Source organism: Streptomyces lydicus (genome assembly GCF_004125265.1).
Lineage (GTDB): Bacteria > Actinomycetota > Actinomycetes > Streptomycetales > Streptomycetaceae > Streptomyces > Streptomyces lydicus_C.
Window position 1 is genome coordinate 7,679,252 of sequence record NZ_RDTE01000003.1, and the last position, 13,938, is coordinate 7,693,189.

13 protein-coding genes are annotated in these 13,938 nt (G+C 72.2%); 4 read left to right on the plus strand and 9 right to left on the minus strand.

Annotated elements, in window-relative coordinates:
* Positions 1 to 101 precede the first annotated feature (101 nt).
* Positions 102 to 863 carry a DeoR/GlpR family DNA-binding transcription regulator gene (locus D9V36_RS36425; RefSeq protein ID WP_129297522.1) on the minus strand — a complete coding sequence of 254 codons (762 nt, stop codon included), beginning with the start codon at positions 861 to 863 and terminating at the stop codon, positions 102 to 104.
* A 356-nt stretch (positions 864 to 1,219) separates the two neighbouring features.
* On the opposite strand from D9V36_RS36425, the gene D9V36_RS36430 reads away from it, so the two are divergent.
* Positions 1,220 to 1,642: an STAS domain-containing protein gene (locus D9V36_RS36430; RefSeq protein ID WP_241721176.1), complete on the plus strand. Its 423-nt coding sequence runs from the start codon at positions 1,220 to 1,222 to the stop codon at positions 1,640 to 1,642.
* Positions 1,643 to 1,721: 79 nt separating this feature from the next.
* Here D9V36_RS36430 and D9V36_RS36435 read toward each other — a convergent pair whose 3' ends face one another.
* Positions 1,722 to 2,474 carry a hypothetical protein gene (locus D9V36_RS36435; protein WP_129297523.1) on the minus strand — a complete coding sequence of 251 codons (753 nt, stop codon included), beginning with the start codon at positions 2,472 to 2,474 and terminating at the stop codon, positions 1,722 to 1,724.
* Between the two features lie 2 nt (positions 2,475 to 2,476).
* Positions 2,477 to 3,121 carry an RNA polymerase sigma factor gene (locus D9V36_RS36440; protein WP_129297524.1) on the minus strand — a complete coding sequence of 215 codons (645 nt, stop codon included), beginning with the start codon at positions 3,119 to 3,121 and terminating at the stop codon, positions 2,477 to 2,479.
* Between the two features lie 372 nt (positions 3,122 to 3,493).
* Here D9V36_RS36440 and D9V36_RS36445 point away from each other — a divergent pair, with 372 nt between their 5' ends.
* Complete coding sequence (locus tag D9V36_RS36445) at positions 3,494 to 4,312, plus strand: SAM-dependent methyltransferase (RefSeq protein ID WP_129298930.1); 819 nt, start codon at positions 3,494 to 3,496, stop codon at positions 4,310 to 4,312.
* Positions 4,313 to 4,427: 115 nt separating this feature from the next.
* Here D9V36_RS36445 and D9V36_RS36450 read toward each other — a convergent pair whose 3' ends face one another.
* The 6 genes from D9V36_RS36450 to D9V36_RS36475 form a co-directional block, all read right to left on the minus strand.
* Entirely contained in the window at positions 4,428 to 5,858 is a 1,431-nt protein-coding gene (locus tag D9V36_RS36450) for a cellulase family glycosylhydrolase (RefSeq protein ID WP_129297525.1), read from the minus strand.
* A 275-nt stretch (positions 5,859 to 6,133) separates the two neighbouring features.
* Positions 6,134 to 6,574, minus strand: coding sequence for a PTS-dependent dihydroxyacetone kinase phosphotransferase subunit DhaM (locus tag D9V36_RS36455; RefSeq protein ID WP_129297526.1), 441 nt, complete (start codon positions 6,572 to 6,574; stop codon positions 6,134 to 6,136).
* Complete coding sequence (gene dhaL, locus D9V36_RS36460) at positions 6,571 to 7,167, minus strand: dihydroxyacetone kinase subunit DhaL (RefSeq protein WP_129298931.1); 597 nt, start codon at positions 7,165 to 7,167, stop codon at positions 6,571 to 6,573. The genes D9V36_RS36455 and dhaL overlap by 4 nt, the downstream gene beginning before the upstream one ends.
* 170 nt (positions 7,168 to 7,337) lie before the next feature.
* Entirely contained in the window at positions 7,338 to 8,330 is a 993-nt protein-coding gene (gene dhaK / locus D9V36_RS36465; protein ID WP_129297527.1) for a dihydroxyacetone kinase subunit DhaK, read from the minus strand.
* A 401-nt stretch (positions 8,331 to 8,731) separates the two neighbouring features.
* Complete coding sequence (locus D9V36_RS36470) at positions 8,732 to 10,240, minus strand: glutamate synthase subunit beta (protein ID WP_129297528.1); 1,509 nt, start codon at positions 10,238 to 10,240, stop codon at positions 8,732 to 8,734.
* Positions 10,241 to 10,512: 272 nt separating this feature from the next.
* Entirely contained in the window at positions 10,513 to 12,723 is a 2,211-nt protein-coding gene (locus D9V36_RS36475; RefSeq protein WP_129297529.1) for a SpoIIE family protein phosphatase, read from the minus strand.
* Between the two features lie 282 nt (positions 12,724 to 13,005).
* On the opposite strand from D9V36_RS36475, the gene D9V36_RS36480 reads away from it, so the two are divergent.
* Together D9V36_RS36480 and D9V36_RS36485 are read left to right on the plus strand one after the other, a co-directional pair.
* A complete protein-coding gene (locus tag D9V36_RS36480; RefSeq protein WP_129297530.1) occupies positions 13,006 to 13,398 on the plus strand; it encodes a gas vesicle protein in 393 nt (130 codons plus the stop codon).
* A gap of 87 nt (positions 13,399 to 13,485) precedes the next feature.
* Positions 13,486 to 13,938, plus strand: coding sequence for a gas vesicle structural protein GvpA (locus D9V36_RS36485; RefSeq protein WP_129297531.1), 453 nt, complete (start codon positions 13,486 to 13,488; stop codon positions 13,936 to 13,938).

Below are 13,938 nucleotides of genomic sequence, written 5' to 3' on the forward strand. Positions count from 1 at the left end.
CGCCGGGGAGCCGTCCGTCGGCCGGGGTGGCCGTCGGCGGTCAGCTGTGGGGGATGTGGAGTGCCGGGCTGCGGGGACCGGATGTCCCGGCCCCGTCCCGGTCAGACCCGGAGCACCTGTGGCCCCAGGAGCGAATAGCGATGTGCCTCCGGCGCGGACAGCCCCGCGTCGGTGACGATCGCGTCAAAGTCACGCACCTCGGCGAACCGGCAGAAGCTGCTGGCGCCGAACTTGCTGTGCACGCCGACCAGCACCCGCCGCCGGGAGGAGCGGACGGCCTGCTCCTTCACCTCCGCCACCGCCGGGTCCGGGGTGGTCAGGCCGTGCTCCCGGGAGATGCCGTTCGCCCCCAGGATCGCCAGGTCGATCACGAACCGGGCGAGCATGTCCCGGGCCCAGGACCCGACCGTCGCCTGGGTCCCGGAGCGCACCCGCCCGCCGGCCAGCAGGACGGTGGTCGACTCGGACGCCGCGACCAGCGACGCGGTGCGCAGCGACGCGGTGATCACGGTCAGCGGACGGTCGGCGGGCAGCAGCGTGGCGACCAGCTCGGGGGTGTAGCCCTCGTCGACGAATACCGTCTCGGCCTCGCCCACCAGTGCGGCGGCGGCCGCCGCGATCCGGCGTTTCTCCTCCACCTGCTGGGTCTCCCGCCGGGCCAGTGTGGTCTCGAAGCCGGCGCTCTCGACCGGATAGGCCGCTCCGTGCGTCCGCCGGACCAGGCCCCGGCGCTCCAGCTCGCTCAGATCGCGCCGTACGGTCTCGCGGGCGACCCCGAACTCCGCCGCGGCATCGGCGACCTCGATCCGGCCGGACTGCCGGGCGAGCGCGAGGATGCGGTGCTGGCGTTCCTCAGCCCTCATGGCTCACTCCTGCCCGAATTCTGACTGCTGCCGAATTCTGACTGTTGCCGGATTCTGACTGCTTCCGGATCTGGCGGTTTCCGGATTCCGTTCGGTCACGGGGCTGCCCGTTTCCGCCCGCATCAGGTTTATAGCAACCGGAGAGGTGCGAAAGGCTGCCCGTAGCAGCGGAAAACCTGACCGTTTTTGTCCGCCTGCGGGCGCTGTCACCTTGGTCACCTGCACGAACGGGTGCCCGTAACGGCCTGGCAGCGGGTCCGTACGGGCCTCAGGGGCCGGGGAGTGCGGGGCGGCCCGTTGTGCGCCGGAGGGCCGCAGCGGTGGTGCCGCGGACCACGGCGCTTAGTCTGGACGGCATGAGCTCGGAGATGCGGTCGTTGGCGGTCACTGCGATCGTGCAGGCGGAGGAGTGCGCCGTCCTGCGCGTCAGTGGAGACCTCGACCTCCGTACCGAGCAGGCGTTCCTCGCCGAGGCACGCTCGGTGGTGTCGGCCGGGCACCGCTTCCTGGTGCTCGATCTGACCGCGCTGCGCTTCTGCGACTCCCGCGGGCTGAGCTGCCTGCTCGCCCTGGAGTGGCTGTGCCGGCGCCTGGAGGGCAGGCTGCTGCTGGCTTCGCTCGGGGTGCGGATGCTGCGTCTGCTGGTCGGCACCCAGTCCCTCAGTGTCTTCTCGTGCTTTCCCACCGTCGGCCATGCGCTGGCCACGGTTCCCGATGCCAGCCGCCCGGAGTGGCCGCCGGTGGCGGAGGAGCCGAAGGAGGGGCCGGCCGACGCATGAGACCGTCGGCCGTCGGCGGACCGGCGGCACGGCGTCGCTGTCCGGTGGCGCGGTGTCGCTGCCCGGTGGCGTGGTGCCGCTACTGGGCCCGGCCGAGGTCCCGGACGAGCGTGGGGGAGGGGCGGGGGATCTCACCGAAATCCTCGTCGTCGCTGTCCACCACGAGCCGGTTGATCACATTCTCCAGGGCGCTCGGCAGGGTCGGGGCGAGCCCGCTGTGCCACTGGACGAGAAGGTTGTGCCGGGCCGCGTCCGGCAGCAGCTGCTTCTCGTCGAACGCGGCCGCCGCCCCGCGCTCCTCGTCGGGCGCGTGCGCGGCCTGTTCGCGCCAGTAGGAGGCGTCGCGGTACTCACCGTTGCGGCGGTGGGAGAGGTACAGACAGTAGGCGGCGGTCCGGCTCCCGGCGCCGGCGCCGAAGTGCCACCAGAAGTGGGCCGCGTCCTGGCGGCCGGAGATGTGCAGCAGACAGGCGAAGACCAGTGCGCCCTCGGGGTCGATGTGGTGGTCGTTGACCAGCCGTTCCAGGCTCGCCGCGGCCGCCGCCGCATTGACGACCAGCGCACAGGCCAGCTGGAGCTCATGGGTGGCCTCGTCACGGGCGCTGGCGTAGGTGCTGGGCGCGCCCTGGCCGGCCCGGACCGGCCGCCCGGGCGTCGGCGGACCCTCCGGCGCCGCTGCCGCCGTCCGCAGGCAGGCGTCGAGACCGCCGGGCCCCCCCGCGTCATCGAGCTCCCCCAGCCGTGCCGGACCGTCGGGACCGGATACCGCCGCGGCGGCGCCGAGCAGCGTCTCGACGGTTTCCCGGCGGCCCGCGGGGCGGATGTGCGACATGGTCAGTTCCCCCTGGAATATCCCTGGTCGATACCGAGCGCGGCGGCGAGCTTGCGCTTGCCGCGGCTTGCGTAGGAGCGGACGGTGACTTCGTCGACGCCGAGCAAGGAGCCGATCTGTGCATCGCTGTACCCGATGACATGGCGCAGCACGATCACATCGCACTGCCGCTCCGGCAGCCGGGCGATGGCCGCATACAGTCCCAACTGGCTCTCCAGCATGGCGAACTGCTGCTGGCATTCGCGCAGCAGTGCGTGGGTGACGACGGCGAACGCGGCGGTCTCGGTCAGGGCGGTGGGCTGCTGGTGGTCGTACAGCCACTCCACCACCCGTTCCTTGAGGATCGACCAGGCGTACGCCTCCACCGACGCCTGCCGCAGCGCATGCGGCCACAGCCGGCCGAGCCGGCCGTATGCCGCCCGGGTCACTTCACGGGCCGCGGCCTCGCTGCCGGTGTGCAGATAGGCGTACGTCAGCCATTTGCGTGCGTGCGTGGCCAGGAAGGCCTCGAAGGTGATCGAGAGCTGCCGGTCGAACGGGTCCGGCGCGATGTCCGGGAGCGAACTGCGGGGGAGCGCAGCTAACTCCGCGGTATGGACATGCGCCGGAGCGCACGCCGGTCGCAGTCGGTCCCGGTCTGCGCTCACGGGCAGTCCTCGTTCCGTTTCGCCGTGCACCGAGCCGGACGCCCAAGCGCCGCCGGCCGCGGGAGGGTGGTTGGCCCTCACCCTCCAATGAACCGGAAAGTGCGGTCCTTTGTGGCATCGGCCGGGCAAAAATCTGCCGCTGCGTATTCATATGACTACGCGTGACCGTGGCATGTGACGGCCGGCGGCGCCGGCCGGGCCGCACGTCAGGAAGCCGCCGGGTGTGCCCCGGCATGATCCGGCACGTACGGGGCAGGGCTCCAACAGCCGGGCCCACAGCGGCGGTTGGAGCGTCGCCCGGAGCCCTTGGGGGGCCACGGAACGCCGAGGAGGCGCGCCGTGACGGATGCCGTACTGGGAAGGCAGCAGACGATGAGCGAGCACGGATCCGTGGTGGATCTTCAGCTGGACCGGGCCCATTCGTCCCGGATCTATGACTACTTCCTGGGCGGCAAGACCAACTTCCTGGCCGACCGGATGGCCGCCGGGGAGGTGCTGAGCGCCTTCCCCGCCGCGCTGGTCGCCGCCCGCATCAACCGCGAGTTCATGCACCGCACCACCCGCGTCCTCGCCGCATCCGGTATGCGGCAGTTCCTCGACATCGGCACCGGCATCCCCACCCCGCCGAACCTCCACGAGGTCGCCCAGGGCATCGCCGCCGACGCCCGGGTCGTCTACACCGACAACGACCCGATCGTCCTCGCGCACGCGGCGGCCCTCCTGCTCAGCACCCCCGAGGGACGCACCGCCTATGTCCAGGCCGATGTCACCGACCCGGCCGGCATCCTCAAGGCGCCCCAGCTCCTCGACACCCTCGACCTGAACCGTCCGGTCGCGCTCAGCCTGAACGCCCTGATGCACTTCGTCCCGGACGACGGCCGGGACCACGCCCACACCATCGTCGAGACGCTGAAGGCCGCGCTTCCGTCCGGCAGCACGCTCGCCATGAGTCATGCGACGGCGGACTTCGCCCCCGGGGCGATGGGCAAGATCATCAAGATCTACGGCGCCGCGGGCACCCGGCTCCAGTTCCGCTCCCGCGCCGCCTTCCTGCGCTTCTTCGACGGCTGGGAGCTGCTGGAACCGGGCGTCACCCTCTCCCACCAGTGGCGCCCCGACCGCCCCGAGGACGCCACCCATGTCACCGACACGGAGGCGGCCTGCTACGCGGGCGTCGCCCGCAAACCCTGAACCCGCGGGAGCGGGTGGCCCGGTGACCTGCACGGCCCGAACGGTGATCGCGCACCGCGGCGCGCACTGCCGCGAGGGATGGTGTGATCCCCGCAGTGCGAGGGTCACGACCGGGCTACCTCGGGCTGATCGTGACCCGGTAGGTGGCCCCGGCCCGGCCGCGGGTGCTCACGCTGACGGTCGGGCCGTGGCCGTCCCAACTGGCCTTGCCGCCCTGGATGTCGACGCGGTAGCCGCCCGGGTACGTGTCCCTGGGCACGGTGATCCGGGTGGGCCCCTCCGCGCTGTCGCGGGTGCGGAAGGTGAGCGTGTAGGTGCGGGTGGCCGGGGCGTACGCGAACGCCAGCGGGTCGCCCGCGACGGCCCGCGCGTACGGCTGGACGAGCAGCCGGGCGTGGGGCTTCGCGGCGCCGGTCCGGTCGAGGAAGCAGTAGCCGCCGCCCCGGCACCACTGCCACCACGTCCAGCCACTGGAGAAGCGGTCCAGGGAGGCCGTCATGTCGGTGACGAACCGGCTCGCGTGCGGAAGGTACGGGTTGCCGCCCCACTCTCCCACGATCACCGGCATGCGGTGACGGGTCGGATAGTCGCTGATCGCGGCCTCGTAGGCGGGGATGAAGGTGCCGTCGGGGTCGTAGTCGGCACCGGTTTCCATCGCGGTCTCGTAGAAGTGCGGCGCGTAGCCGGCGTGCGGGTCGTCGATGCGGCCCATCCGGGTGGGGACGCCGGTACCGACGATGACGGTGGGTTCGACGAAGACCCACGACCTGCGGTCGACCAGACGGATCGCCCGGGCAAGACGGTTCCACAGCTCGGTGAGCTCGGTGGCCTCGAAGCGGGCCGCGGCGGCGGGGAGGTCTTCGCCTTCGAGGAACTTCGCGAACGGCTCGTTCATCAGGTCGTAGCCGAGCAGCGCCGGGTGCCGGCCCAGGGCGGCGGCCACCGTCAGCCACATGCGGGCGTGCGCGGCGCGGAGGTCGGCGTCCTTGTACAGGTGGTCGAAGGCGGTCTGTACGGAGGGTTCGAAGTACTCGGAGAACCAGTCGTCGGGTATCGGCTCGAACGGCAACCCCTCGTCACGGGTGGCCCAGTCGGGGATGCCGCGGGAGCCGAAGTGGGGGCCGTACACGTCCTGGTGGGCGTCGAGGATGACCTTGATGTGGCAGCGGTTGGCCCAGTCGAGGATGCGGCGCATCTTGGCGAGGTAGCCGCGGTCGTAGTGCCCGGGGGTGGGTTCGAGGTCGTCCCAGAAGAACGCAAGGCGCGCGAGGTTGAAGCCCCGGGCGGCCATGTCCTTGAGGTCGCTCTCGTGGATGTCGGCGAACGCGTGGGCGCCCCGGCTGGTCTTGTCGGCGAGGTTGAAGCCGCGCCACTGGAGCGCGCGGCCCTGGCCGTCGGCGATGAAGGTGCGGCCGGCGACCGTGACCCGGTCGGAGGCGCGGCCGGGGGCACGGTCGGGGCGGGCCTGGGCCTGTGCGGGGAGGACGCCGAGCAGGAGAGCGGCCACGGCCAGGGCGGCGGGCGCGACGCGGGAGGTCAAGCGCATACAGGAGCCCCTTTCGAGGAGGGCTGCTTGAGCGGCGTGCTGCTGGCCGACCGGATGGTACTGGCCGGTGGGCCAACTTCCCAGGAAATGGCGGGAGTTGGCGGAGTTTCCTTCTTCCGCATCCCACTCGCACCCGTCGAGCGTGAACCGGGCCTCCTGGGAACGGGGGGGGAATATCGCAGTCCCCACCGATCCCAGAAGGCCCTCACCCGTTCAAGCACCACCGGGGTGCATATCGCCGGTCGCCGGCTTCCGGGAGCAGCGCACCCGGCGCCTCACTCCTTGCGGTATCCGTACGCCTCCCCGGCCGCCGCCGCGACCGCGTCCAGGTCCGCCCCGGCCGACGCGGCGACCACGGCGGCCACCGCGCCCTCGACCAACGGGGCGTCCACCAGCCGGGCGCCCTCGGGGAGCTCGTCGCCCTCGGCGATCAGGGCCTTGACGGTCAGTACGGCGCTGCCCAGGTCGACCAGGATCGCCACGCCCGCTCCGCGGTCCACCGTCCGCGCCGCCTTGGTGATCAGCTCCGCACTCGTCCCCAGCCCGCCGTCCGGTGTACCGCCCGCGCCGGCCACCGGCACCGTGACCCCGTCGCCGGCCAGTCCGAGGGCCAGCGTCGCCACGGAATCCGCGACCGGCCCGCTGTGCGACACCAGTACCACCCCGACCGGCGCGTTCTCGCCGCCGGCCGCACCTCCTGCCGTCTGCGCGCTCACTTCGCCACCTCCGCAAGCGCCGCGAACAGCAGCGCCGAGGAGGCCGCCCCGGGGTCCTGATGCCCGATGCTGCGTTCCCCGAGGTAGCTCGCCCTGCCCTTCCTGGCCTGCATCGGTACGGTCGCCAGTGCGCCCTGCCCGGCCGCCTCGGCCGCCGCGTCGAAGGAGGCCGACAGCGCGGTGACCCCCGGCACCAGAGCGTCGAGCATCGTCTTGTCCCCCGGCGCCGACCCGCCGAGCTGCCCCACCGCGTCCACCCCGGCGGCCAGCCCCGACCGCAACTCCTCGGCCGACACGCGGTCCGCCTCGCCCAGCACCTTGCCGGCGCGCCGCAGCAGCGTCCCGTACAGCGGTCCGGACGCCCCGCCCACACTGGAGATCAGCTGCCGTCCGGCGGTGGTCAGCACCGCACCGGGCGTCGCCGGCGGCTCCGCCGCCAAGGTCTTGACCACGGCCGTGAAGCCGCGCTGCATATTCTTTCCGTGGTCGGCGTCACCGATGGGCGAGTCCAGCTCGGTGAGCCGGTCGGCCTCCCGGTCGATGACGGCGGCGGCCGCCGTCATCCAGCGTACGAAGAACGCGGCATCCAGCACCGTTTCGGACACGGACTACTCTCCTTGGTTGTTCGGGCAGGGAGTGAAGAAAGCGGAAGTCGTACGGCCACAGGCGGTGGATACGGGCCTGCGGCCGCTACGGACGGAAGAGCTGCAAAGACGGCTGCCGTCCCGCAGCGGACTTCTGCGGAGCGGGTACGGCCGTGGTGTCACCGCCCCCAGCGAAGCCCGGGCGTCTGCACCGGCGCGTCCCACAGCCGCAGCAGTTCCCCGTCCACCTGGCACAGCGTCACCGAGCAGCCGGCCATGTCCAGCGAGGTCACATAGTTCCCCACGAGCGTGCGGGCCACCGCCACCCCCCGCTCGTCGAGCACCCGGCGGACCTCGGCGTTGAATCCGTACAGTTCCAGCAGCGGGGTCGCCCCCATGCCGTTGACCAGCACCAATACCGGCAGCTTCGGGTCCAGATCCTCCAGGATCGCGTCCACGGAGAAGTCCGCGATCTCGCGCGAGGTCATCATCGCGCGGCGCTCCCGCCCCGGCTCACCATGGATACCGACCCCCAACTCCAGTTCCCCGGCCGGGAGATCGAACGTCGGGGAGCCCTTGGCCGGGGTCGTACAGGCACTCAGCGCCACCCCGAAGCTGCGCGACGACGCCACGACCTGCCGGGCCAGCGCCTCCACCCGCTCCAGCGGCATGCCCTCGTCCGCCGCGGCACCGGCGATCTTCTCCACGAAGAGCGTCGCCCCGGTGCCGCGCCGCCCCGCCGTGAACGTCGAGTCGGTCACCGCGACATCGTCGTTGACGAGCACGCTGGCCACCTGCACCCCTTCGTCCTGTGCCAGCTCCGCCGCCATCTGGAAGTTGAGTACGTCCCCGGTGTAGTTCTTGACGATGAACAGCACCCCGTTGCCGCTGTCCACGGCCGCGGCGGCCCGCACCATCTGATCGGGCACCGGCGAGGTGAAGACCTCGCCCGGACAGGCGGCGTCCAGCATTCCGGGCCCGACGAACCCCCCGTGCAGCGGTTCGTGCCCGCTGCCGCCGCCGGACAGCAGCGCCACCTTCCCCTCCACCGGCGCGTCCCGCCGTACGATCACCCGGTTCTCGGCGTCCACCACCAATTCGGGGTGCGCCGCGGCCATCCCGCGCAGCGCATCGGCGACCACGGTCTCGGCGACGTTGATCAGCATCTTCATGGGTACCTCCCGGTGACTTGAGCAGGCGAGCTTTGAGTGACGTTCTTCCAGGTCAGGTGGGGTGTCGAGCTGTGCTGATCTTGACATGCTCCGGCGATTTCCGACAGGGGTGAAGGGGGTGGCGGGGTCCGCAGGCCGAGGCCGGGCCCGGCGGACCTCACACCCTGCTGACGGGCCGTCAGTCATGTTCGCTTCGGCCTCCGACGTGCCGGGACTCGGTGGTGCAAGTATCGGGCGAGGTGGGCGCTGGTGGCACTGTTGCGTGCTGGTGTCGTTGTGATCGGTGTGGCGTGATCCTGCGCTGCTGCCCTGCTCCGGTGCCGGGTAAAACCATCGATCCGCACACGGGGCCTCTCGTCAACCCCCGCGGGCAGGGGAAGTGGGGAGGGCTCCCCTCGCCGTTACGCCACCAGGGGCCGGTCGCGGGGGCCGATCGGGGCGGGAAGCGCGGTGGAGCCGGTCAGATACCGGTCCGCGGCCGCCGCGGTGGCCCGTCCCTCGGCGATGGCCCACACCACCAGGGACTGGCCGCGCCCCGCGTCGCCGGCGACGAAGACCCCGTCGGGACCGGTGGGGGCGGCCCGCCCGGCCGGCGCTGCCGCCTCGGCCGCGAAGCCGCCGTCCCGGGCGAAGTTCCCCCTTTCGTCCCGCGTGAGCCCCAGTTGCCGGATCAGACCGCTGCCCCGCTCGGGACCGGAGAAGCCCAGGGCGAGCAGCACCAGCTCCGCCGGGATCACCCGCTCGGTCTCCGGCCGCGGCCTCCGGGCCGTGGGTTCCACCTCCGTGAGGCGCAGCGCGCGCACCTGGCCGGTCGCGGTCCCTTCGAAGTGGAGGGTGGCGGAGGAGAAGACCCTCGGATCCGTGCCTTCCCGGCCCCTGGCCTCTTCATGGGCGTGGGAGATCCGGTAGACCTTCGGATAGACGGGCCAGGGCTCGCGGTCCGGCCGGGCCTCACCCGGCTCCGGGTTGATGTCCAGCTGCACGACGGAGGCCGCGCCCTGGCGCAGAGCGGTGCCCAGGCAGTCCGAGCCGGTGTCCCCGCCCCCGACGATCACCACGTGCTTGCCCTCCGCGGTGACCGGCGGCACGGCGTAGTCGCCCTCCACGACCCGGTTGGCGAGCGGCAGGTAGTCCATGGCCTGGTGGATGCCGCACAGCTCGCGGCCGGGCACGGGCAGCTCCCGCTGCTCGGTGGCTCCGACGGCGATGACCACCGCGTCATGGCGCCTGTGGAGCTCGGTGGCGTCGAGATCGCTGCCGATGTCCACGCCGGTGCGGAACTTGGTGCCCTCCGCCCGCATCTGCTCGATACGGCGGTCCAGGTGCTCCTTGGCCATCTTGAACGCGGGGATGCCGTAGCGCAGCAGTCCGCCGAGGCGGTCGGCGCGTTCGTAGACCACGACGGTATGGCCGATACGCGTGAGCTGCTGTGCCGCCGCCAGCCCGGCGGGGCCGGAGCCGATGACGGCGACGGTCTTCCCGCTGAGCCGCTCCGGCGGATGCGGCGCCGCGTAGCCGCGCTCCCAGATCTGGTCGGCGATGGCCTCCTCGACGTTTTTGATCGTCACCGGATCGGCGTTGAGGGCCAGCACACAGGCGGCCTCGCACGGCGCGGGGCACAGCCGGCCGGTGAACTCGGGGAAGTTGTTCGTCGCGTGCAGCCGCTCGGCCGCGGCCCGCCAGTCGCCCCGTGCCGCGTACGCGTTCCACTCCGGGATGAGGTTCCCCAGCGGGCAGCCGCTGTGACAGAACGGTATGCCGCAGTCCATGCAGCGGTCCGCCTGCTCGGACACCAGCGGGAGCAGCGCCTGCCCGGCGTAGACCTCGTCCCAGTCGTCCAGCCGTTCTTCGACGGGGCGCGGCGGGACGGGCCGGCGGGGGAACTTGAGGAAGCCGCGAGGATCGGTCATGCCCCGCCTCCCTCGCTCGCTCGCGGTGCACTACGGCGGTTCTCGTCAGCCTACGCCTGCTTTGTCCCGGTTTCATCGGTCGGTGGTCCACGTCGAGGGGGCTGCGTCGCGGCGGGGGACCGTGCACCGGCCCGGGGGGCGCGTCACGGCAAGGTGCCCCGCGTCGCGCGGGGCCCGGCAGCAGGAGAGGCCCGGTGGCGAGGCTGACGCGACGTCATAGGCCGGTCCTTCCGGGGCAGGCAGGTGCCCCGGCGGGTCGGTGCCCCGGCGGGTCAGAGGGGTGTGACCGGCCCGGCCGGCAAGGCGGCGAGCAGCATCAGGGCCACGTCGTCCTGCCGGTCGGCATCGTCCTGCCGGAACTCCAGGAGGGCGTCGGCGAGACGTTCCGGACCCACCGGCGGCGCGTCGTTGAGGCGCCGGGCGAGGTCGGCGACGGAGTGCTCGGGATCCGTTCCCGGCGTTTCGACCAGGCCGTCGGTGTACAGGGCCAGTACGGACTTCGGCGGCAGGGTGATCTCCGTGGCGGTGTACCGGGCACCGGGCTCGACGCCCAGGAGCAGCCCAGGAGGGATGTGCAGCACCGTGGTGTGCCGGTCGGGGTGGCGGAGCAGCGGCGGCGGATGGCCGGCGGCGGCCAGGCACGCCCGTCGCGTCCGCAGGTCGATATGGACGTACAGGCAGCTGGTGAACAGGTCTGGGTCCAGGTCGGCCAGCAGCCGGTTGGTCCGCGCCAGGACCTCGGCGGGGGAGGCCCCGGCGGTCGCATAGGCGCGGACGGCGGTGCGGGCCTGCCCCATGAAGGCGGCGGCGGCCGCGTTGTGGCCCTGCACATCGCCGATGACGGCGGCGATGCTGTCGTCGTCGAGGCGGATCAGATCGTAGAAGTCGCCGCCGATGTCCATACCGCGGGTGGCCGGCAGGTAGCGGGCGGCGACGGCGAAGCCCGGTACCCGGGGCAGGCCGTGCGGCAGCAGGGCGGCCTGCAGATCGTGCGCCAGTTGCTGCTTGGTGTCGTAGAGGCGGGCGCGGTCGAGGGCCTGGGCGATCAGGCCCGCGAGCGAGGTGAGGACCTGGCGCTCGTCCTGGCTGAACGTACGGGGCCGGGTGTACGAGAGGATGCAGCAGCCCACCGGGCGGCCGGACACGATCAGCGGCAGCACCGCCCGTGCCGCCTTGCCGGTCAGCCGCGGCAGTCCCGGGTAATCGCGTTCCATCTCCTCGCGGGTGGTGTAGAAGCTGGGTTCCCCGGTGGCGAGGGCGTGGACGGCGGGACTGTTGGCGGTGCCGAGGGCGACGCCTTCGAAGGTGGCGACGGCCTCGGCGGAGTAACCGCGGTGGCCGATGGTCCGCAGCCGGCCCGCCTCGGCGGAGTACATGATCATCCCCTGGGCCCCGAACGCGGGCACGATCTGGTCGGCGACGAGATCGACGACGTCCCGGACCCCCACGGCCTCGGTGAGGGCGGCCGAAAGGTGCAGCACGTGGTAGATCTGGCCGGCCCGTGCGGGCATGACGTCCACCGGAGTGGGATACGGCTCCACCGGGCTGTGGGCCTTGTCCGAAGGGCTGATCCACACGCTCAGGCCCCTGCCGTCCGGGAACAGCCGGAAGGTGAGCCACTGATCCGGTGGCCGGCAGGCGGTGAACGACACCGGCAGGCGGCTGATCACCGCGGCACGGTAGCGGTCCTCGAAGGCCGGGTCGCGCAGCCACGGCAGGATCTCCCAGGGGCGCGCGCCGAGCAGCCGGGTGTCCCGCTCACCGAGCAGCCCGGCCGCGCCGGTGGTCACCAGGGTGATGCGTCCTTCCAGGTCGAGGGCGCAGCAGCCGCCGGGCAGCCGCTCCAGAAAGCCGGCCGCTGCCAGTGCCTCGTCCGGACTCACGGCCCGCTCCGGCGGGATGGCCAGCACCCGCGGTGCATCGGACGGAGGGGTGGAGCCGTCGGGCGGAGGGGCGGAGTCGTCGGGCGGACCGGTGGAGCCATCGGGCCGGGAAGCGGGGCCCGCAGGCGGGGGAGCGGGGTCTTCGGGCCGGGGGCGTTGCCGCAGCAGCGCCGCCAGGTGCCGGCAGGAGGCCTCCACCGCCGTACGCTCGTCCGCCGAGAGGCGCGGTGCGTGGCCGGCCGGCCAGAGCAGCAGCAGCGCGCCCCGGGGGCCGGTGGTGGTGCCGACCGGCGCGGCCGCCAGCGAGAACTCATAAGGCACGGCCACCGCGGTACGGGGGAAGTCACGGGACAGCTGCCGCCGGCCGCCGGCCCACACCAGGCGCTGTTCGCGTGAGGCGACGGCGACCGGGATCGGCGCCGCCAGCGCCACCCGGCTCCAGGGCGCCAGGAAGGTCGCCGGGAGCCCGCTCATGACGGTCAGCCGCAGCACCGGCTCGTCGTCCGTCAGCACATACAGCGCGCCGGCCGACGCTCCGGTCTCCCGCAGCGCGCACAGCAGCGCCCGGCCCACCGGGTCGGCTCCGGCGCCGCCGGTCATCGCACACCCGCACACAGCTGTCGTGCCATCGAGGCTCACTCCGGCGCGCCGGTTCTCCCCGTGCCGTGACCGTCAGGACGTCTTCGTCCCGGCGTCTCTTACGGGACAGTCCCGACGTTACGCCGTCGGGCGGGCCGCGGCACTCGTGACCGGATCGTTCGGATACCTCCCGGTAATGCCCTGACCAGCTCAAGATGCGGTGAGCTGAGCCCGTATATCATGTAATGGCGTTGCGTAGTAGCGACGCGGGCAGCATGTCGCCTCCGATTCCGGAGAGGGAACATGGCCGCAGACGAAGAGGGCGAGGCCGGAGAAACCCGGCGCCCGTCCGGTAAGAAGACCGCCAGGAAGACCGCCAGGAAATCCAGCAGTGTCCGGGCCGGCGGCCGCGAGAGCGAAACGGAGCGCACGGCCCGCCGCGTTTCGGCGCCACGTGCGATGCGGTACGCGGCCGAGCAGCTGGAAGAGCTGCTGGGACGGGCGCCCGAGTCCGTCTCCTCGGTGCAGCCGACGGAGGACGGCTGGCAGGCGGACGTGGAAGTCCTGGAGCTGGAACGTGTCCCCGCGACCACCAGCGTGATGGCGACCTACCGGGTGGTGCTGGACAAGGAGGGCGAGCTGGTGGCGTACGAGCGCACCCGCCGCTACACCCGAGGCCAGATCGACCGGCGTTGAGGCCCCGGTTGCCGTGGCGGAGCGTTCGCCGGACGAACGACACGGCCACTCCGCACCAGACGGGGTGAGCCGGTGAAGGGAGGCACCGTGACTGTGGTGCCGCAAGGCGGAGGACCCGTCGCCACCGGCGGCGGCGGAGGGGGCTCCGGAAGTCTCTACGACATCCTCGATCTGATCCTGGACCGCGGGCTGGTCATCGACGTCTTCGTGCGTGTGTCGCTGGTGGGTATCGAAATCCTCAAGATCGATGCCCGCATCGTCGTGGCGAGCGTCGACACCTACCTGCGCTTCGCCGAGGCCTGCAACCGTCTCGACCTGGAGGAGGGGCGCAAGGCTCCCTCCAAGCTGACCGACATCGTCGGCGAGGTCACCGAGGGCGGTTCGCACGGCAAGGCCAAGGGCGCGCTGTCCGGGGCCGCGGAAGCGGTGACCGACGCCCTCAAGGGCGGCGGGGACGAGGAGCGCGAGGAGAGGCACAAGGAGCCCGCCGAGCGGCGCGAGCGCCCGGCTCGCCGGCCGGCCCGGCGCCGAAAGGAATGA

Excerpts from the sequence above, each read along its gene's own strand:
- D9V36_RS36430 (WP_241721176.1), top strand. The coding sequence starts at position 1,220 with ATGAGCTCGGAGATGCGGTCGTTGGCGGTCACTGCGATCGTGCAGGCG.
- D9V36_RS36435 (WP_129297523.1), bottom strand. The coding sequence starts at position 2,474 with ATGTCGCACATCCGCCCCGCGGGCCGCCGGGAAACCGTCGAGACGCTG.
- D9V36_RS36475 (WP_129297529.1), bottom strand. The coding sequence starts at position 12,723 with ATGACCGGCGGCGCCGGAGCCGACCCGGTGGGCCGGGCGCTGCTGTGC.
- D9V36_RS36470 (WP_129297528.1), bottom strand. The coding sequence starts at position 10,240 with ATGACCGATCCTCGCGGCTTCCTCAAGTTCCCCCGCCGGCCCGTCCCG.
- D9V36_RS36425 (WP_129297522.1), bottom strand. The coding sequence starts at position 863 with ATGAGGGCTGAGGAACGCCAGCACCGCATCCTCGCGCTCGCCCGGCAG.
- dhaK (WP_129297527.1), bottom strand. The coding sequence starts at position 8,330 with ATGAAGATGCTGATCAACGTCGCCGAGACCGTGGTCGCCGATGCGCTG.
- D9V36_RS36450 (WP_129297525.1), bottom strand. The coding sequence starts at position 5,858 with ATGCGCTTGACCTCCCGCGTCGCGCCCGCCGCCCTGGCCGTGGCCGCT.
- D9V36_RS36480 (WP_129297530.1), top strand. The coding sequence starts at position 13,006 with ATGGCCGCAGACGAAGAGGGCGAGGCCGGAGAAACCCGGCGCCCGTCC.
- D9V36_RS36445 (WP_129298930.1), top strand. The coding sequence starts at position 3,494 with ATGAGCGAGCACGGATCCGTGGTGGATCTTCAGCTGGACCGGGCCCAT.